The 20,034-nt window shown below is 44.6% G+C and carries 14 protein-coding genes and 3 CRISPR repeat arrays; of the genes, 2 read left to right on the top strand and 12 right to left on the bottom strand.

Annotated elements, in window-relative coordinates; genetic code table 11:
- Positions 1-209: 209 nt before the first annotated feature.
- Positions 210-839: direct repeats of the CRISPR family, unit length 34 nt; unit sequence TATTTCAATCCACGCTCCCGCATGGGGAGCGACT.
- A gap of 167 nt (positions 840-1,006) precedes the next feature.
- The 9 genes from GJB61_RS08900 to GJB61_RS08940 all read right to left on the bottom strand — a co-directional run bounded on the left by GJB61_RS08900 (position 1,007) and on the right by GJB61_RS08940 (position 14,134).
- Positions 1,007-3,304, bottom strand: a complete 2,298-nt coding sequence (locus GJB61_RS08900; RefSeq protein ID WP_154118084.1) for a hypothetical protein — start codon at positions 3,302-3,304, stop codon at positions 1,007-1,009.
- The gene (locus tag GJB61_RS08905) at positions 3,301-3,708 is read right to left on the bottom strand and encodes a hypothetical protein (protein WP_154118085.1); all 408 of its coding nucleotides are present in this window, start codon (positions 3,706-3,708) and stop codon (positions 3,301-3,303) included. Before GJB61_RS08905 ends, GJB61_RS08900 begins: the two co-directional genes overlap by 4 nt.
- Positions 3,705-5,159, bottom strand: a complete 1,455-nt coding sequence (locus GJB61_RS08910; protein ID WP_154118086.1) for an RAMP superfamily CRISPR-associated protein — start codon at positions 5,157-5,159, stop codon at positions 3,705-3,707. The genes GJB61_RS08905 and GJB61_RS08910 overlap by 4 nt, the downstream gene beginning before the upstream one ends.
- Positions 5,156-6,820 carry a hypothetical protein gene (locus tag GJB61_RS08915; protein ID WP_154118087.1) on the bottom strand — a complete coding sequence of 555 codons (1,665 nt, stop codon included), beginning with the start codon at positions 6,818-6,820 and terminating at the stop codon, positions 5,156-5,158. The genes GJB61_RS08910 and GJB61_RS08915 overlap by 4 nt, the downstream gene beginning before the upstream one ends.
- The gene (locus GJB61_RS08920; protein WP_154118088.1) at positions 6,798-7,523 is read right to left on the bottom strand and encodes a hypothetical protein; all 726 of its coding nucleotides are present in this window, start codon (positions 7,521-7,523) and stop codon (positions 6,798-6,800) included. The genes GJB61_RS08915 and GJB61_RS08920 overlap by 23 nt, the downstream gene beginning before the upstream one ends.
- Positions 7,507-9,219 carry a Cas10/Cmr2 second palm domain-containing protein gene (locus GJB61_RS08925; protein ID WP_154118089.1) on the bottom strand — a complete coding sequence of 571 codons (1,713 nt, stop codon included), beginning with the start codon at positions 9,217-9,219 and terminating at the stop codon, positions 7,507-7,509. The genes GJB61_RS08920 and GJB61_RS08925 overlap by 17 nt, the downstream gene beginning before the upstream one ends.
- A 3-nt stretch (positions 9,220-9,222) precedes the next feature.
- Positions 9,223-10,251: a DUF6602 domain-containing protein gene (locus tag GJB61_RS08930; protein ID WP_338115718.1), complete on the bottom strand. Its 1,029-nt coding sequence runs from the start codon at positions 10,249-10,251 to the stop codon at positions 9,223-9,225.
- 30 nt (positions 10,252-10,281) lie between these two features.
- Positions 10,282-11,184 carry a CRISPR system precrRNA processing endoribonuclease RAMP protein Cas6 gene (gene cas6, locus GJB61_RS08935; RefSeq protein WP_154118090.1) on the bottom strand — a complete coding sequence of 301 codons (903 nt, stop codon included), beginning with the start codon at positions 11,182-11,184 and terminating at the stop codon, positions 10,282-10,284.
- A 264-nt stretch (positions 11,185-11,448) separates the two neighbouring features.
- Positions 11,449-12,939: a CRISPR direct-repeat array (repeat unit 32 nt; unit sequence ATTTCAATCCACGCTCCCGCACAGGGAGCGAC).
- A 559-nt stretch (positions 12,940-13,498) separates the two neighbouring features.
- A complete protein-coding gene (locus GJB61_RS08940) occupies positions 13,499-14,134 on the bottom strand; it encodes a hypothetical protein (RefSeq protein ID WP_154118091.1) in 636 nt (211 codons plus the stop codon).
- Positions 14,135-14,290: 156 nt separating this feature from the next.
- On the opposite strand from GJB61_RS08940, the gene GJB61_RS08945 reads away from it, so the two are divergent.
- Positions 14,291-14,524: a helix-turn-helix domain-containing protein gene (locus GJB61_RS08945; RefSeq protein ID WP_154118092.1), complete on the top strand. Its 234-nt coding sequence runs from the start codon at positions 14,291-14,293 to the stop codon at positions 14,522-14,524.
- Positions 14,525-14,811: 287 nt separating this feature from the next.
- A CRISPR array of direct repeats spans positions 14,812-15,374; the repeat unit is 32 nt; unit sequence ATTTCAATCCACGCTCCCGCACGGGGAGCGAC.
- A gap of 361 nt (positions 15,375-15,735) precedes the next feature.
- Positions 15,736-16,587, top strand: a complete 852-nt coding sequence (locus GJB61_RS08950) for a DegV family protein (RefSeq protein WP_154118093.1) — start codon at positions 15,736-15,738, stop codon at positions 16,585-16,587.
- Here GJB61_RS08950 and GJB61_RS08955 read toward each other — a convergent pair whose 3' ends face one another.
- From GJB61_RS08955 to GJB61_RS08965, 3 genes are all read right to left on the bottom strand, one after another.
- Positions 16,588-18,183, bottom strand: coding sequence for an ATP-binding protein (locus tag GJB61_RS08955; protein ID WP_154118094.1), 1,596 nt, complete (start codon positions 18,181-18,183; stop codon positions 16,588-16,590).
- 175 nt (positions 18,184-18,358) lie between these two features.
- Positions 18,359-19,051, bottom strand: coding sequence for an ABC transporter permease (locus tag GJB61_RS08960; RefSeq protein WP_154118095.1), 693 nt, complete (start codon positions 19,049-19,051; stop codon positions 18,359-18,361).
- The gene (locus tag GJB61_RS08965) at positions 19,044-19,964 is read right to left on the bottom strand and encodes an ABC transporter ATP-binding protein (protein WP_154118096.1); all 921 of its coding nucleotides are present in this window, start codon (positions 19,962-19,964) and stop codon (positions 19,044-19,046) included. Before GJB61_RS08965 ends, GJB61_RS08960 begins: the two co-directional genes overlap by 8 nt.
- Positions 19,965-20,034: the final 70 nt, after the last annotated feature.

Here is a 20,034-nt window from a genome sequence, read left to right on the forward strand (position 1 = left end):
GGTACTGACCTGATGCAAGACAACGAATGGATATTTCCAACCCACATGTTAGGAATATGTCGCAACCTATGCAAGCGCATTTCAATCCAGAATTCCCGCATGGGGAGCGACTTAAATTTAAGTCCGGCAGCAAATGGGGCACGGAATTTCAATCCACGCTCCCCATGGGGAGCGACAGCAGAAAATGAAGCTAAGGCACACTGTAAAAAAATTTCAATCTACGCTCCCGCATGGGAAGCGACTGAGATGGTCGCACAGCTCAACGCTGGGGATCTAATTTCAATCCACGCTCCCGTATGGGAAGCGACATCCAGATGTTCAAGCCAAACTGAGCAAAATCATATTTCAATCCACGCTCCCGCATGGGGAGCGACTCGCATTGATCAGTTGGCTTCCGCAGTTAGTAATATTTCAATCCACGCTCTCACATGGGGAGCGACTAAGGAGTAAATCCAGCATGAGCAGATATTCAGAATTTCAATCCACGCTCCCGCATGGGGAGCGACGATTTATGGCATGCTCTTAGGCGGTGAATGACGGATATTTCAATCCACGCTCCCGCATGGGGAGCGACGGGATTACACCGATGATCAATATCAGGCCTTTTATATTTCAATCCACGCTCCCGCATGGGGAGCGACTTATTAACGTGACTGCTTCTAATTTCTCTAACCTATTTCAATCCACGCTCCCGCATGGGGAGCGACTAAGCAACTCACCATCACGTTCAACCCATGGAATATTTCAATCCACGCTCCCGCATGGGGAGCGACTCGGCATAATGGATTTTCCATATCAATCGTTGTATTTCAATCCACGCTCCCGCATGGGGAGCGACGGCGATTTCCGACTAAAAAAAGGATGAAAAACCTTTTTAAAAGCAATAAAACCACTTAATTCATTAATGAATAGGCTGACTCATCCATTATACATACAAATAATGTAATAAACGTGGTGCGGAGGACCCGGGGATTTCATGAGAGCTTGGGGTTCGCACCAGACTCTCCTATCTTTCCAAAACCCAATTTGCAGGATAGCCTCCTCCCTTTTTCCCACCTTCACGATCAGAGGTAGAAATTTTATATTCTAAATTATCCCAATTACAATGATTTTCTTTCCCTGCAAAGTCTATCTCTTGCTTACTCCGAATATATCGGTCCAGATGAATCCGATTGAAGAGATCAGGGCCGTTCATAGCCTCAATAAAAGCATCAATATACTCAGTATAATTACTTTGCAACTCATCGCTCGTATTAACAATCAACGATTCAAAATCGTTGCCTTGTTTCTCTAGACAAAGATCCTTAATCTTGAACTGCACTTTTCCGTAACCGTATGGCTTCGCACCACCAATTAACTCATACAGTGTCTCAGGCTTTAAAGTTCCGTCAGCCCTTTTGTTCATTTTAACAATGCTTTGGGAATGGTTTAGATACTTCTGTACATCCCCTCTATACTTCTGACTCTCCAGCAATAGTTCAATATCCAAGGAAAGCAGTACCAACCCCAATTCCTGCTGCGAAAGATTAGAGAAATAAATTTTGCCGTCCATATTATTAATATTCTGTTTACTAAAAACGGTTTTCACTGTCTCCATATTTTTACGTTCTCCAGAAGGGTGATATGGAACCGTATCCTTAAGAATATGATAGTATTTATAGCCGTTTAATTGTTGAGAGGGGTTGGGCATACTGCCTTTCGCTGTTGTATAACCTTGCGGAACTCCCTTTTTGGGTCGCAAGTACATCCCACCCGCCGAAGCGTAGGGAGACATCAACAGAAATGGTTTTTTATCACCCTCAAAGTCAGCCTCTCCCTTCAAATCAACAGGGCTGAATCTCAATCGAGATTTGTAGCCTTCTTCCCCCTTGACAGAAATATAACCGAATAGCGCCTGTGCGTAATCCAGCAATTGTTCCGCAGGGTCTCCAAGCAAACCTTTCAGTTGATGACCGAAGGGCACTTTAAAATAAGGCGTACGGCCGATACGCAATGGAACCTTCTCATGATTTACATTGTCTTGATAAAAAACAATTGGCATTTCTCTCCCACAAGCCTTAAACAATTCTGTGTATTCATCGAATACATTATAAAATGATTTTGAGGTGGATCGCATTTTATTATAAAGTAATTTGTAAGTCTCAATGACCGCGGGCGGAACCGGTATCTTTTCCTGCTGTTTATCCGCTTCTCCAATCAGATAGTGGCTTCGTTTGGAGCTGGCGTTAGTAGAATTGTATAAAAAACCTTTCTGTCCTCCCTCTTTAATGGGTGAGATAGAAAGTGAAGATATATAAGTACCGCTTGCTATGAAATTAACATTTTTCTGAAAAGGTTTAAAATTTGGGTTTACTGGAACCACCTTATTTTTATACATTAAATGAATCTCTGCCTTTAACCTCCATCTTTCGGACATCTTGGTAAACAATGGCTCAAGCTTTTCATTGCCCACCTTATCTTGCAGTGCGCTTATTAATTGCTCTTGAAGTACAACCAAATCAGGATTGTAACCCTTAATATGTGTATTAAAGGCAAAATCATTTGTGAAAATTCTTTTAATTATTTCTTCCACTTCTTTCGTTATTTCCCCTTTTAAACTACTGCGACGAATCCCACTTATATCCTTATCTAATTCTTCAATCTCCCGATAAGGTTTACTCAATTTTTGAATCAGGTTAGAATCTGCTTTTCCATTCCGATAATTTATTCCCCATTGAAATAAATGGTTATCACGGTCTAGCAAGCCCTTGGTTACAAGTTCAAACTCTTTAATTGACACAAAATTGTTATCTCCGAAAGGTTTAGCTGGAATAATATAATACTCATTTCCTACTTTCTCAAGAAAGCCGGCACGCACCACTTGCTCAATCTTTTTATTCCCTTGAGTACTCCCAATTCCCAACAAATCTTTATAGGCATTACTGCTAATCGCCTCACCCGCCGGTTTCATAAGCTCCCGATACAACATTTCGCTGCGATCAATGAATTCGGGGTAGCTGGCGCTTAGCATTTCGACATTGGCGCGGATTCTGCCCCGGATCTGGCTTCCACTGATGAAATAGTTGCCGCCTGCATCTGCCCCAGCCCTCTTTCTGACTTCAAGTGCAAGGTCTGAATGGGGTGTAATCCGATAAGAGAGATAGCCCGATAAGGGGAACTCTGCATTGCCGTCATGAGACGGAACTTCAGATTTCAGGTATGGATACTCCGTAGCAGCAGCGGGCTTTACTTCATCACCAGCAAAAGGTACAAAATCATACGGCAGCGTTACCGGATGCGGGGCTGAACGATTTGCTTTATTCATTGCTTAGCCCTCATTTCCAGGTCGTACAGCATGGTCTGCTTAACATAAGCCAGATCGTCCTCGTAATCTATATATTCTTTAACAATAAGCGTATTATAGCTATACTTGTTGTCTTCGATTTCATAGCAACGGGTAAGGATTTCCATAGTAGGATCGACTACTTCCAGCGGAAGCAAGGGCCTGTAAGCAACTAACTGACGCTTCACTCGGGCCGCGAATACTTCCTGTTCTTTATTGAAAAAATGGGCTTCCAGCACCTCATCTCGTTCCAGCGCTAAGACCAGTTCCCGATACTGTAAATCATCTACTTTGCCCACGAGAATTCGATCGAATAAATGAACGATAAACGAGAACTGTTCCATTGGCAGTTCTGACAGTTTAAACAAGTTCTGCGGCTTCGTCATTGCTGCACCTCCTTGACAAAAATATCGTAATATTGCTCTAGGCGTTGCAGCTGTTCCGGTGGCAAGGAATCCCCATTATTGAAATAATAAGGTTCTCCCATAATGGAAACTTTGACTTCTGGTGCCGAAAATTCGCCCAAACCTATTACAGTTCTACCACCAATCGGTACCTTGCCTGCGCCTATTCTGCGTAATGCATATAAGATGGGAAACAGAAATGGATGACCGTTCGGGTCAACATCATCGGCTTGCAATTCAAGGCAAAGTTCCGCCTCTCCTTGAATTTCGTTCTGATGCTTCAGTGCCGAAGAGAGGACCCCGCCAGTGAGACGGTCAATCTTTACATATACAGGCAGCGTAGTAGGAGTTTCGGAATCATCTCTTGGAGATTTCGGGCGTTCTATGGCTACCTCAACGAATTTCGTGAAGATCATATCTGACATGAGCAGCTTCCCGCGCTGCTCTGTGCTCCCGAACAATTGCTCACACAGTTGCTCCGCGGCCAGTATGCCTGCCGGACTTTGATCTTTATTCATCCGTATGAATAACTGACGAATTTCATGGCGCAGCAGCCCCTTTATACTAGTCGCCGGGATATAATAGTTGCCATCGCCATTTCTCTGCAATCCAGTCACTTTGAACGTCTTTGCACTGACCACTTCATCCTGAAACGACTGATAGACTCCGTATGGAAAACTTCCCATCATTGTAAACTCAATAGCAGGCAAAACAGCAGTCTTGTTCTCCCCCTGCAGTACCCTTCCCGTACAGTCGCGACGCTTGATGTGCTCACGGTTAAATATATAGTCATCCAACACTTTCTGACTGTCGAAATTGAATTCCTGAATCTCCAGCTTGGACAGACTGAATTTGCCGTACCCATTGCTTTTCTGACCGCCCAAACGTAAACTTCCGTCATGAATTGCTCTTGCCCACAGCTCGATAAGCTCCTGAAAAGCCACCTTTAACAGCGCTGAGTCTGACTCCTCTGCCCCTGTGTCACATTCAATATTAAATGCAAGCTCCGTACCTCGTGGCAGATACTCCCGCTTATATTTATGATTGAGCCGGGCGGAACTGTTCACTGGATTAATGGCAGTTCCTTCCGCCCACATCGTTGTTACCTTCTGATGTTCGGGTTGTTCAAGCTTCTGTATGCCTGAAATCAAACCATCGCTAATAAAAATCCGGCTCTCCCTGAACTTGAAGACTTTCTCCTCATTGTCCATAAGGTCCGGGTCAAGCACAGAACCGCCCATATAATACAGTACCTCCTGCTCTAGGTGCGGAAATGCCCGGTTTACATAATCCCGCAATGCTCCTCCGATGCTGTTGCCGGCCACAAATGGACGGTCATCCCCATCTTTCAACAATTCCTCCGCCCGGGTTCCTCCGAACCGAGCTGGAGATTCCGCTTTAAGAGTAAAGCAGTATATCTGTTTTCCGCTCAAGTTATATCCCTCTCCCTGTGTCGAATTTGCAGTCCTGCGAGGAGCAACTCTGCGATAAATCTTTTGGCAGGAACCTCTGTAGCCTCACTGCTCTTTTTGTCGAAGTAGATCAAACCTTTCCGGGTGTTCAGCTTATGCTCAGCAAAGGCGAGCAGTTTCGAATAGTCTACATTTTTGGTGAGTGACGATTTCGCTTCTCCCTCAGGACGATATAGAAATTCAAGTATTTTATCAAAAGAAATCCCTGCGACTGAGCATTGGTCCTCATCTCTACGGTATGCCTGCTTATGATCAGTAACCACGCGCTTATTGATATTCGGTTTCCAATCCTTTAACTCATCCATCATTATTCCCAGTTGATGACGTTTGAGCTGGTCTGAAATGATGATATCCCGGCTAGGTTTCTGCCCTTCTTCCGTATTCCATGATTGCTCGCATAGCAGGTAGAGCCAGCGGCTGCGACTGTCTCCAAGTCCCTTGCTTATCATTCGCATGACCTCTGCTTCTTGTGGATTCATACGCGTGTCAGGCCACTTTTGAGTGGTGGCGGCAGAATCGGACTGCTCATCCCCCTTAAAGATCAGTTGGGAGGGATAATCCATATTTACAGCCAACCAGCCGAATCCATCCTGGGTGCGCAATCCGTTCAATCTCTCTTCCAGGATAGCCGTGGTCCGCTGCCACTCTCTTTCGTCAAGCGGTTCATCAAACGTGTAGGTTAGAATAGAGCCTGCCTTAAGCGTCGTCTCCTTAGGATAGCGTGATCTCCAGGTGGCATTGTATCCTTCTGTAATTCCGGTATCAATAAAACTGGATTTGCGTTTGACAGAATGACCGCAGATTTCTGTAATGGCTTCCTCAGGCATGTAAGGGACAGGCTGTCCATATTCATTCCGAAATAACGCATCCGATAGACAGGTTAGGATCAGCGAAGAGCCCGAAGCACAGGAAGCTAGTGGAAGTCCAAGATTCAATTTGGCGTCTTCATAATACACTGTGGCTTCAACCGGAAGTTCTGAACGGCAATGTCCATAACCTGATCCTTTAGAGCCTCCTAAGTACCATGAGTTTGTGTTCTTCAGCACCGTCTCCACCTGTTGTTTAACAGAATCCTGATAAGCAATAATCGCCCTGAAAATATGACCCGGTTCAATGGCCTGGTAGCTGAATAAGTTTGCTTTTTCTTTCATCCCTTTATTCAGGCTGGAGCTTTGGTGCAGTCTGTAGCTCTTGCCAATTGTTTTCCCCGTAAGCTGATCGTCTTTTATGGCAACGTAACGGAATTCAGGAGTGTTTTTTCCATTCTCATTATTCTGTACAGACAAGTCATATAACTCTAATGGAGTATTGCTGCCCCCCGGCATGGCCGCCTTCATTTTGGCTCGCCGATATTCATGCTTGTTGACTCGCAGATGCTGAGGCATCGGAAAGTAAAGCTTTCCAGACTCATAGGGATAAGCATTATAACATTCCATATCTTGCAAAATCGCCGGTATATTATCAAATACACCCTGACGTAGCATTTGTGAAATTACCGCACCACGGATAGTTGAACCCGGGATATAATCTTTAGCAGGTTCTGCCCACTGTTTGTTGTTACCACCAGCGCCAATCTTCAGCGGCTCTATATTGTTGAACTCAATAACCTGATAATATAGCACGAGACACACCGCCTCCTTCTAACCCTATATTTCCTTTGGTCTCTACACCATTCACCAACAGTCTTGCGCTGACCTCGCCCCGACCGCGATGAATATTCGCTCCGATTCTGTTCAGCGAGTAGACGATACGTGTCAAAGCTGGTAGATGAACCGCAGGGTCCTCGTCGAATGTGAGAGTTGAATAGAATATTAACCCCTTTTTCACCGTATGAAAGGTAGTAAGCATTTTATCCTTGCCGCATTGAATGCCTGTGCGGATATGCGTCTGGGCTTCAATCAGGTCATGCTGGGAGAGTTGAATATAACCATTGGCCCGATCTTCAGCCAGCATCGCGCGAAAATATTCTCTGACCGAAGCGGGCAGCTCCAGATGGCTGAACTTCATAATTCCATGTTCACGCAACACTTTCTTGTACGGCTCCGCAATTGACTCATCCAGTTCCCAAGAGTTTAGACCGAATAACGCAGCTATAGAGCCTTGAAACGCCACTCCCTGCTCCCGGTCAAAGCTGTCATATTGTTGCTGCAGCCAGATTGCTTGCCGCTTCAATTGACCTTTAAGAGATTTGGCATGAAAGTAGACAAAACCTTCCGCATCGGTCAGTGCTTTGGACTGAACCAGATTCCGCTCCTTCTCGCCGCTGCCAAAGATTGCTTCACTCCGCAGACAGATTTCAATCACATAACTATTGTCGCTGATCATGACGCTCCTCCTCCTTCTCCGGCATGAAATCCAGCACTTCCAGAACGTCATTCAACAAATACGTATAATAATTGACGGAATTCTTCTTACTCACAACTACGCCATATTGCATACTAACCGTTTCAACTTCTCGTTCACCGACTGAACTATCCGAAGTTTCCAGGAGGAAAATTTCTTTAACCAGATTGGCAAGTCTCCGGCTGTCACTTCTTTGATTCATGCGGAACAGTAAACTGTATTGCGTCCATCCGCCATACAGCACTTTCTTGATCTGTTCCAGAAATGAGCTACTGATTCTATCAGTTGGTTCGTTGCTGTATCTCGCCGCTTGGAGCGCATCCGTCAGGCGCTTGAAAGCATCATAACTATAGATATCTTTCTCAAACGCCGCCTCTTGGTCTATACGCAACGGCTTAATGTGAAAGATTTCCTGATCCTTCCGATGTCTAACTTGACTCTCGTAGACGGACTCGCTCATCACTTGACCCTGCACAATTTCCCAATCTATAAATGATGCCGCAACCCCTGCAGCCTCCCCACTATCAGCGGCTTGTCCTTCCTGCTCAAGTCGATGTGCGGATTCCTTGGCTTGATGGCATAAAGCTTCCGCCTTCTTCACCGCGTCAAAGAACGGATAATTCACTTTCACAATTGCCACACCTGCGCAGGCTGTCAGGTAAGATTCATCGTCAGGCCCCATTTTCAGCTTCGTCCGACATTCCTGCTGCTCGGACAGCTTTCTCAGCTCCTTGACAATCTGGGTTGCCACCTCTATCGCCGCTTCCCCCTCCGTGATAAGACAGATATCGTCTCCAGACAGAACTACCGGTGTTATGAGCAAAATTTTATTATTCTCCGCGTATTGCATCCGATCCGTAAATACCTGTAATGCCCGGATTACCGCGTCGGCATATAGAAACTCAATGGTTTCACTAAAGTCATTCAGTCGTGCAAAATCATCCATCCGGCTTACCATTTCGCCCATTTTATTGCCATCTACAGAAATAATTCCAATATAGCTTTTCTCTCCGGCTAAAAGCTTATATTTCTTCAGTTCTACGGTAATCTCTACAGAAGGAGGCAGCCGCTTCTCAATTCTTCCGAACAATTTGCTTCGAGCCAGATCTATACGAGCCTGGTCTTCTTGCTTTTCTTCCCGCTCTGTCGGCTTCTCTACTTGCCCGGTCCAAGGTACTGCCTTGCCAGTCTCACCGATCTCCTCGATCCCATAGGTCCAGCGTCGGAATGCTGATCGCCGTTTATCCTTGAGTTGATCTGCTCGCTCGTGCAGTTTCCTGCGAATCTCCATTTGATAGTCTGCCTTACCAAGATCAACTTCAGATTCATCAACTTTACTGAGATATAATTCCAGGTCAGGATAGGCCTCCAGCACTGCGCGGGAATATTTCCTACTAAATTCGGCAGCAAGTTCCGGAGAAGACAGCTTAATAATGCTGTTTCCGCCGCCAGAGTATACAAAAGGTTCCTTCTCCGCTGAGAAATGCTCCTGGAGAAAAACACTGAGGGATACTGCCTGTATAGCTAGGGTGTCGTTGTCCAACTTGTGCTCCTGAGGCTTGTCCTCTTCCGTTACGGCTTTGATAATATATGAATTGAAGAGATTGTCACGTAAGCGGTTATGCTTGAATATGTATTGCTGCTTGCGAGATACATCTATGAATACATAGGTCGCCACTTGTCAACGCTCCTTTTTCTCAGAATTCTCTATTGTAGAGGTGTCCGCATTCTTCCGTTCCTTCAAGGCTTCCTTAAAAGCATTAGCGTACGCAAAATGGGGGAACAGCATCGGATTGTTCAAGAGCATCAACAATTGATTGATTTGCAGATTCAAACTCAAGAGGGGGTTGCCCTCTATTCTTAAATCCTTTAATGTATTACTTAATTTCAAATCATCACTGAAGCTTAACTCAGGATATTTGAGCGCTAATGAAGTCTTATTTAGGTTTTGATCCATATGCAGCAGATGCAAATTGAGTTCTTTTGTTTTGCCCCCGACATTATTTAGTGCCTCCCCCCACCAGCCAAGCGTACGATCTTCATTGGCAACTATGGTTCTAAACGATGTGCTTTTGAGTGAACTTTTGGAAGATGACTTTTGCTCCTCAACAATAAAATCAAAATATCCACTTAAGCTATCAGCGGAATTGAGCATAGATTCTTCATTAACACGCTCCTTCATGGAAACCAATACCCGTATCGGACGTGTTCCGCTCTGTGTCCGATTGTTCTCTCCTATGGCGTATCCCTGAACCATTCTGGCCACACCGGAGGCCTTCGTTTTCAACTTTTCTATCTTTTTTGACCATTTTTTTAAGTCCTCTGGATTATAATTCTTGCTTTTGCATTCAATAACCATTGCTACAGCTTCAATTGGTATGTATTTCAACGAATTATATTGAAATACATATGGAGTATAGCTTTCATCATAAACAGCAATATCTACCTCTTTGGATACGTTGCGTTCAGAGTCAATAATAATAACGCCTTGCGCCAGTTGATATTTATAAGGAATAATCCCTCTAAAAAACTTCAGCCATGCTCCCTCACGATAACTGCCAGTCAAGCCTGGGTGCATTGAAGATAATTCCATTTCATTGAGCAGCATTTGGTCCATAAAATTGTAATTTTCGAATATATTTTGAAATACTTCTTTGCTTTCTTTTATTTTTGTTTCAGCTACAGGTTGTTCCTCTTGTTTATGCTTCACGGTCTGACTCACTCCTTCTCATCGTCGGACTTAACCATAAAATACCTGGTAGTGACCAAAACCATGGGTCGCATTCTTGCCGACATGCAGCCGTTTCCCTGCTTCAAGCCAAGGAATAAACAGGGTGAGATCGCCTTCGTAACGCGCCCATCCCTCAATCGCTGGCAATGACAATTTACGATCATACGTCATCGAGTAACGTTCAAAATCAACAAATCTCCAATTTTCTTCAACGGTTTGGATACCTTCCGCCCGATCAAGCAGCGCTGTCTCGTCCCATTGAATCCTTTGGCCGGTATACGCATGCGACAATAAACCCACTCTCCGGCTAATCGAATGGATTAAATCCCTAAAGGTCGGCTGGCGGCACAGCGATCGCTTAATTAATAGACGCAGTGGGGTATCAAATTGGATAAGCGCACTGCTTGCAGAACGCTCCGCTGAAAGTATTGGAGTAGGCTGTAAATTGCGTAGCCAAGTTCTTCCACCGCTCCAGATCAATGAATTCGTGAGAGGATCTGTAATTTGCGTCAGCGCAAAGCGCATCCGGTTCGCTCCCCACCCGCGTTGTGACATGGCTAGCAGTCCATCCAGATAAAAGCCAGACATATCCGCTGCCCGCCCAATTATTGTAATGTCAAAAGTCAGACGGTCGCCGGGCTGCCATTTCTCTTTGTCCCTTACAGGAACATGAATTACAAACGGATTAACCGCTCCCGCCTCGTTGCCCGGAGAATTGAAACTCAGTGCATACGCACAACTGGTGGAGAGTTCACACAAATGACAGCGCAGCATGGGATGAATGCATACAAAATCACGCAAACAATGCCCCAATATTCCCCGCAAGGTCGAACCAAGATAAGGAGGCAATTGCCCCGCTTCTTGTGCTGTGAAATGCGCCCGTACCTGCAGTAGCTTTAAATGTTCCAACATACTTGCTTCTCTAAGCTCCTTGTGTAAGATGTATCCGCTTTCTATCTATAGCGAACCTACTATACTCAGATACATTCAAATCATCTAACAGAAGATTAATTCGCTATATACCGACAATATCCCTTTTAAATTATTACAATATTGGACAAATATATCTCGTATTCAAGGTTATTCGATCGCTGAGAAGCAGTCCCCGTAATTTAAAACAGTCGCTCCCTGTGCGGGAGCGACTGTTTGTTGGTGCAAAAACGATGGTCGATCTATATTTCAATTCACGCTCCCGTATAGGGAGCGACAACGTGGTTAGGACCGAAGGGCACCGGGTCATAATTTCAATCCATGCTCCCGCACAGGGAGCGACCAATATCAACACCTTGGCAAACGGAGCTGTAGGAATTTCAATCCACGCTCCCGCACAGGGAGCGACAGTATGTCCGAGAGGGGGACGAGAGGGGGGCAGCTATTTCAATCCACGCTCCCGCACAGGGAGCGACGACTTGCGCAGGGCTCTTGAGCGTATCGCTCTATTAATTTCAATCCACGCTCCCGCACAGGGAGCGACACCTAGATATATGCATGTTAAGCAGTACAGTTTTATATTTCAATCCACGCTCCCGCACAGGGAGCGACGATCAATACGCAAAAGCAGCAGCGGGTAAATATTGATTTCAATCCACGCTCCCGCACAGGGAGCGACCAGATAACTATCAGCGACGATGGTCTAATATCGATTTCAATCCACGCTCCCGCACAGGGAGCGACATAAAAAGGTAATATCCGGTATGGTATCGGATTGTATTTCAATCCACGCTCCCGCACAGGGAGCGACGAAACTCAAGGAACCATCTACAAAGAGTGGTTTCAATTTCAATCCACGCTCCCGCACAGGGAGCGACTTGTCCCATATCAAATATAATCGCATTACACATCGATTTCAATCCACGCTCCCGCACAGGGAGCGATAGTCTCTGTATGAGGCTCCTATGAGGTTTAGCGTGATTTCAATCCACGCTCCCGCACAGGGAGCGACATCCAAGAGACGTCAGGACTTCCAGCGATTCCAATTTCAATCCACGCTCCCGCACAGGGAGCGACGGGTCTTTACGACAGTATTTGTATTATGACAATGATTTCAATCCACGCTCCCGCACAGGGAGCGACTTAAGCACGATAACTACGGAGCAAACTGGGAGATCATTTCAATCCACGCTCCCGCACAGGGAGCGACGCTCCACCAGCCAATACACAAGCCAATGCTGGACAATTTCAATCCACGCTCCCGCACAGGGAGCGACGACTATGCTGCTTACACCGCCATCCATAGTGGGATTTCAATCCACGCTCCCGCACAGGGAGCGACGGGAGGTTGAAGAGAATATGCAGTGGATCAACTCATTTCAATCCACGCTCCCGCACAGGGAGCGACACCGACAACAGCGATAAGGGATACACACATATCATTTCAATCCACGCTCCCGCACAGGGAGCGACACGGATTTGTTGCCAAAATGCGGACGGATGGTTATTTCAATCCACGCTCCCGCACAGGGAGCGACATCACAACCACCTTAATAACGGGCCAAACAAAATTATTTCAATCCACGCTCCCGCACAGGGAGCGACTATCGTTTCCCGCAATGGTGATAAAGTTAAACATATTTCAATCCACGCTCCCGCACAGGGAGCGACACTTAAGGGATGCTTATGACGATGAGTTCAAGCTATTTCAATCCACGCTCCCGCACAGGGAGCGACTGCGATTTTACACTTAAAAACAGCATAAATCCATTTTAACTTCTCTTATATTTACTTTATTACGCTAGATCCCGAACAACAGTGACATCTTTATCAATATTTCATACAAAATTTGTAATAAATTTGGTGCGAATGAGCCGGGGTTTTCATGTGCGCTATACATTCGCACCAATTACTAGAAATACTTTTAAGCCAAATTTTTTTTGGAAAATGCAAAATCAACTTTATTCTTTGTGCTCGCTGATAGATAGATTACACCCTTATTGTACGTCATTTCGTAGCAAACAGCAGCACCTTTCCTCTAATAACCGCTTCATTATTTCAAATCTCATGCTGCATGAGTAAATATGACGCTATCACACAGTTGAACAATCCCGTAAATTCAGGCACTCTGCCTCCCCCCATGCCCCACTTAGTTTAATTGCGCTAAAGTCAGTATCCGGGATTTATATTAGAGCAAGAATAGACACCCAAGTCATGGATCGGACGTCTTTTCTAAGTAGTCAACAATTTATTGAAAAATGTATACTGGAGTGATGGCTTTCTCATTCAAGTACCCTTATTGTTCTTTCAACCTCTCTGCTTTTTCTATAGCTTCAATTAAAGTTAGATTAGGATTCGCATTTCTGAAATTAATGGCCAATTCAGCCGATCCACCGGCTTGTACCCACTCCCAATAATCCAACGTATCTACATTCTCCAAATAAAATCGGGATAGGGATTCGATTGGATTTATACTGTACAGATATTCAAAATCAGATATTGATATCGGATCATTTAATAGATATTTATTCTTAAGATCATATAACACCTGAAAAATGCTATAATAATTCACATTAATAATTTTGCTTATAAACTGGTTACAACGGACAGATGTATTTAATATGATTTGCATGTCGTTTTTTAATGCGTTATCTTTACAATTTAACATTGGTATCAGTTCTCTTATGGTAACATTTTGATTATAGGGAGCTGCTTCTATTATTGATGTCCAGGGCGGATACTCCCCCATTTCAAAAACTTTAATTGCATCCGTGACATGACAACCAATGGTTTGCCATTTACGTCCAAGCGCATCAGTGAGATGATAGAAGTGTAATGAATCCTGTGCTTCTAATTCCGGCCAGACCAAATTCATTTCAGTGATATCAAGAATAGCTTGTGTATTAAGTTTGTGAGGGCGACGTTTGGACATATGGGTTCCTCCGTTTGTTTGCTCTCAAAGATATTAGTAAATTTCGTCGAATAAATTCCACGCTTTTAATTGCACGTTTAAAGTTCAGTTCCTCTACCAACAATATACTATATGCACTTTAAAAGTGCAACTAATTCTGATATGCGGAGGACCCACATGGAATTTCACGAATACACACTTTACTGCAAATTGGATAAAATACTAAAAGAACGAAATATATCCGTATTAAAATTGTCCAAGGAAATCGGGCACCGAAGAACAACGATTATGGAATTAATCCATAATACTAATATGGATAAGAAGAAAATCTCAGCGGAACTGATAATGAAGTTATGTCTATATTTCGAGGTCAGTCCAAACGATTTATTCGAAGTACGACGCAAAATATAATTTGGAATTGTAAAAAAGCACTGAATTCCTGCTGATTAAGCGGAAATTCAGTGCTTTTTGTTTTCTCGGCTTTCTCGCCCAAACTACTATGTAGCAACACTTGAAAATTACATCATGCATGCTCAGTCTACCGGAACCGTTGAGCTTATGTTCTATTTCATCCCATACTCCTTCATAAGTAGCAACAATAAGCGGCTAGCTATCGAAATTTACGGACGAATTTCAATTCATGCTCCTGCTTAATGAGCGACTACATAGAGGCTACAACTTGCCTGTTACGTATTGAGATTTCAATCCACGCTCCCGCATGGGGAGCGACAACCACTGATCTAGCACAAATCACATCTCAAACTGATTTCAATCCACGCTCCCGCACGGGGAGCGACACGAATGCAGTTTGGATCAATATAGACGAAGATAATATTTCAATCCACGCTCCCGCACGGGGAGCGACAATGGTAGACCAATGAAGGGATTATATGATCTATTTCAATCCACGCTCCCGCACGGGGAGCGACAGCCATAAGCCGTGACGGTGACTTGATTTTGAAATTTCAATCCACGCTCCCGCACGGGGAGCGACGAGGAAACATACATACCCACTAGCGATCTTCGAATTTCAATCCACGCTCCCGCACGGGGAGCGACTTCTCTCGTCTTCGGCTAACTTTTCTTTGGCTTTGATTTCAATCCACGCTCCCGCACGGGGAGCGACGCCAAAGTTCTCGCCTCCTTAGTTCAGCGTCAGTTATTTCAATCCTCGCTCCCGCACGGGGAGCGACCTTCAGATCATGATTCACACTCATGATCACATCTTTATTTCAATCCACGCTCCCGCACGGGGAGCGACATGGCGCTTGGATTCGCTTCAACCCGTTGGACGGATTTCAATCCACGCTCCCGCACGGGAGCGACAGCGATTTTGATGCAAAAAAAGGAACAAAAATCTTTTTTTGCATCAAAATACGCTTTATTCTCTAGTGAGAGAAACAAAAAGATAATTTGCTAAAGCCAGCAAGGCCCCGGTGCCTGCGGCTCAAACCATACTTAATGGCTTACGTTGATTCCGCTCCTAAAAAACCAATAAAGTTCCAAAACAGGAAACTATTATTTATTGTTTTGAGAATCAGCCTAGCCTTGCTATAATAAAAAGTATTATATTTGTCATGTATCTGACTATTCATATCCAAGATTTGGTGAAGGAGAAATTCATGTCTAACGTAAAAATATTCTCAGACAGCACTTCCGATTTGCCTAAGGGCTGGAAAGAAACCTATGATATTGGCATTGTCCCTTTGTATGTAATATTTGCAGAGGAAACCTATAAAGATGGTGTGGACATTACACCTGAAGAGATATACCGCCGAGTAACCGTAAACGGCTCCTTGCCCAAGACAGCAGCGCCATCACCCGCTGATTTCATGACCGCATTTAAACCGGTAATCGACAGCGGCGATGACATTGTATACGTTAGTCTCTCCTCATCGTTATCCTCTACTTTTCAGAATGCTCTGCTAGCTGCTGGTGAGTATCCAGCAGGACGCATACAGATTATTGACTCCAAAACCGTATGCGGAGGCATTGCGTTGCTGATTATGAAGGCCGTTCGTGCTGCATCTAAAGGACACAGTGCAATGGAGATTGCTGCGATGCTGCAGCAGAGCCGAGAGCTTGTGGAGACTGAATTCGTTATTGATACACTGGATTATTTATATATGGGTGGACGATGCTCAGGCATGCAGAATTTCATCGGAAGTCTGCTCAAAATCAGGCCTGTGCTGAAAATGGTCGATGGAAGCATCGTTCCCGTAGGTAAAGTCCGCGGCAAGAAGGAAAAAGCGGTTGAACAGATGCTTCAGAATGCCCTAGCCAACATCAACCGCATGGATAAAGAATTGCTGATCATTGCCCATACCCTAGCCGAAGAAGATGCGCAATACCTGCAAACTGCACTATGGGAAATGACCGGGGTAGAAGAGATTGCGGTCATCCATGCAGGCTGTGTCATCGGCAGCCATTGCGGTCCTCATACGGTAGGTCTCATGTATATTTTAGAATCCTAATTAGTCAAATGCTGCTTCGGACTCATCTCGAAGGAAGGGTAACATAAAACGGAAGGTAGAGCCCCGCCCTTCCTCGCTCTCCACGAAGATCGTCCCACCCATCAGCTCAACAAGCTGCTTACAAATGGCGAGTCCCAAACCTGTACCTCCGTATTTGCGATTAATCGATGGATGCAGTTGAGAGAAGGATTGAAAGAGCAGATTAAGCTTATTATCCGCAATCCCTACTCCGGTATCACGTACGGAGAACTCCAATAGATAATCCAGGGAATCCGGCAGTGGAAGGTTCTTAACCGATAGGGTTACACTACCGCGTTCTGTGAATTTCAGAGCATTTCCGACCAGATTGACGATAATCTGCCGCAATCGACTCGGATCGGTTGTCAGTAATGCAGGAACACTTGTATCCACCCACCACCGCAGCGCCAGCTTTTTCTCCTCCGCTTTAGGTGTGAACAGCTCGACAATGCCCGAGACCAATTCCCGAAGATCAAATGTTTCGAATTGCAGAGGCATTTTACCTGCTTCCATTTTGCTGAAATCAAGAATATCATTCAATATTTGTAAAAGACTGTAGCTGCTGCTCTGTAGTATCTCAACATAGCTGCGCTGTTCCTCCTGAAGCTCGGTATCAAGCAGCAGATCTGCCATGCCAATCATGCCATTCATCGGTGTGCGGATTTCGTGACTCATCATCGCTAAGAAATCTGACTTGGCCCGGGCAGCCTTTTCAGCAGATTCTTTAGCGCGAATAATTTCCAGTTCATTCGTAATATCGCTAAAGACTACTACCGCCCCTTCAATTACACCATTATCAACAATAGGAGCTACCCTATAATTCACCAGAAAGCTCGTCCCATCCTTACGCCAGAAGATTTCTTCCTCTATGCTTCGGGTAACTCCATCTGAAATGGTGAGGCTAATCGGAGATTCGTCTACGGAATAGTGGGAGCCGTCAGAACGGGAATGATGAATACTAGAAAGACTGTGCAAGCTAATGAATTCTTCTCGTGAATAACCCAGCATTTCCATTGCTGCCGGATTTATAAAAATCGTCTGCCCACTTTTGTTAAGTCCAAATATCCCCTCTGACACGGAGTCCAGAATAAGGCTGTGACGATCATTCAGCTCTTTTAGATGCTCCAGCACAGGATTGTGCTGAAATAGCAAATCATAATGTTGCCTTCTCTCCGGCGACGGGTCCCACTCGTAATTGTGTCTGGTCATATCCTTAGCCATACCATACACTCCGACAATCTCATCTTCTACTTGTATCGGAATATACGTTATTTCAACCCGGCGAAGTTCCCCGTTCTTATGGACAACATCCATTTCATAGCGGGGAGAGGCTCCTTCTAGAGCTAATGCAAGATAATGCTGGCGTATTCTTTCCGATAATTGTCCTTCCTTGCACATAAGCTCATTCAATTCATCAAGTGTGTATCCTACGACCTCCCAGAAGGGACGATTCGCATCTACATATTTGCCCTCCCGGTCCATAATATAAATGAAATCGGGGTGGTTCTCATACAACGATTTATAGGCACCATCTTCTGAAAACATCTGTTTCAGAATAGAGTCTTTGTCTTTATACACAATTCACAACCTCTCTGCGTCCCCTAAAATCAATCTAAGTCCAAAGCGGAAACAGTCTAATTATGTAGAATTTCATCTTTTTTTTATTCTTATTATAGCAAAGTTACAGGGATACGTATCCGGTAAAATAAAATAGCCTCTGTCAGCGACAGAGGCTATTTGTAGCTTATTCAGATTAATCTATATCAGCAGTTTCAATCTTTCGGATGGATAAATAGGCAACGCCCATTCCCACTACAGCGAGGACTATCGATACTGCCGCCATATTGCCCAACCGGAACTCGTCAAAGCCGGAAGAGATCAGGCTGACAAGTAACACCGCCGCAACAATGGTGGTTGGAACTGATTTTTTGCGCATCCCGAAGAACAAAGGAATTAAACCAATCCCGGCTGCATATACAGCACTAGTTCCCACCTTGACCAGCTCTACACTTAGCATCGACCAGGTTAGCTGACCAGGGACGACATTTACATAATGATTGATCCCAACAAGGATTCCGCCAATCACTATTTCCGCTACCACTATATTGACAAGTGTGAAGAGGAACACAATGATTAATTTGGCAGTTATCAGTTTTTTGCGAGAGATAGGATACATAAACAATAACGTTATCGTATTATTCTTATACTCCTCGATGACGAGTTTGCTCAGCAGTATAGCAGCAAAGATAATATATGTCGATTTAACAAAGACATATAGTCCTTCAAATACATCAGCATAAGAAACGAATGTTGAATCAGCTTCACTTTGATCTATGAACACCACAAGGATCATAAAGGCAAGGATTGCTAGATTGGCATATAGGACACCTTTCAGTATACCCGCCAGCTTGTTTTTGCGAATCTCTAGAGCTATGAGTTTAAGCAATGCCGTCACCCCCGATCAAATTCAGGAAATAATCTTCCAGCGAATGATTCATTTTACTGAGACTCTCCAGCTCTATATCTTCCATGACAAGTGCCTTGTTCAGTTCACGCTGCGAAATGCTGTCATCATAAACACGGATCGTACGAGGGTCCATCACTTTGAAATTAGTCAATTTCAGTTTGTGCTCCAGCACATATACCGCCTTGCTGCTCTCGTTCGTTATTAATTCGATATATTCCGTATTTCCGCCACGAATGGTCTGCATCGCTACTTCCTCTAGCAATACGCCTTCGCGAATGACGCCGATCGTATCTGCAATCTGTTCAATCTCTGCCAGAAGATGACTGGAGATCAGCAGCGTCATTCCGTATTCTTGACTCAGCATCCGAAACACTTCACGCATCTCCTTGATACCTAATGGGTCCAATCCGTTTATCGGCTCATCCAGAATAAGCAGCTCTGGTTTAGTCATTACGGCTCTGGCGATGCCTAGGCGCTGCTTCATTCCCAGAGAGAACTGTTTCACAGGCTTGTTGTCGATTCCGGTAAGCTTCACCAGCTCCAGCGCTTCCCCCATCGCCTGTTTATCATAATACCCCATATACTCTCCATGCAGGATCAGGTTTTCTTTAGCAGTCAGCTTGTCATAGAACACCGGGTATTCAATGATACAGCCCATCCGTTTCAGCATTTCATAGGAGCGTTCTGTCATCTTCTCACCGAAAAATTCAATTTCCCCATACGTTGGCTTGACGAGATTTGTGATCATTTTCATCACGGTTGTTTTCCCCGCTCCGTTCGGACCTAGAAAACCATATATCTCGCCTTGCTTGATGTTCATATTGACGCTGTTAACGGCTTCTTTACCCTGATACGTTTTCGTTAAATTCTGTGTTCGGAGTATGTTTGTCATTTCCGCTGTCCCCTTTGGCTTCTTCTTTGCTTCCTGGTTCTTATTCTACACAGCGGAATGTTCTTTTTTA

The sequence above is a fragment of the Paenibacillus monticola genome, from assembly GCF_009664975.1.
In the GTDB taxonomy this organism is placed as follows: Bacteria; Bacillota; Bacilli; order Paenibacillales; family Paenibacillaceae; genus Paenibacillus_AQ; species Paenibacillus_AQ monticola.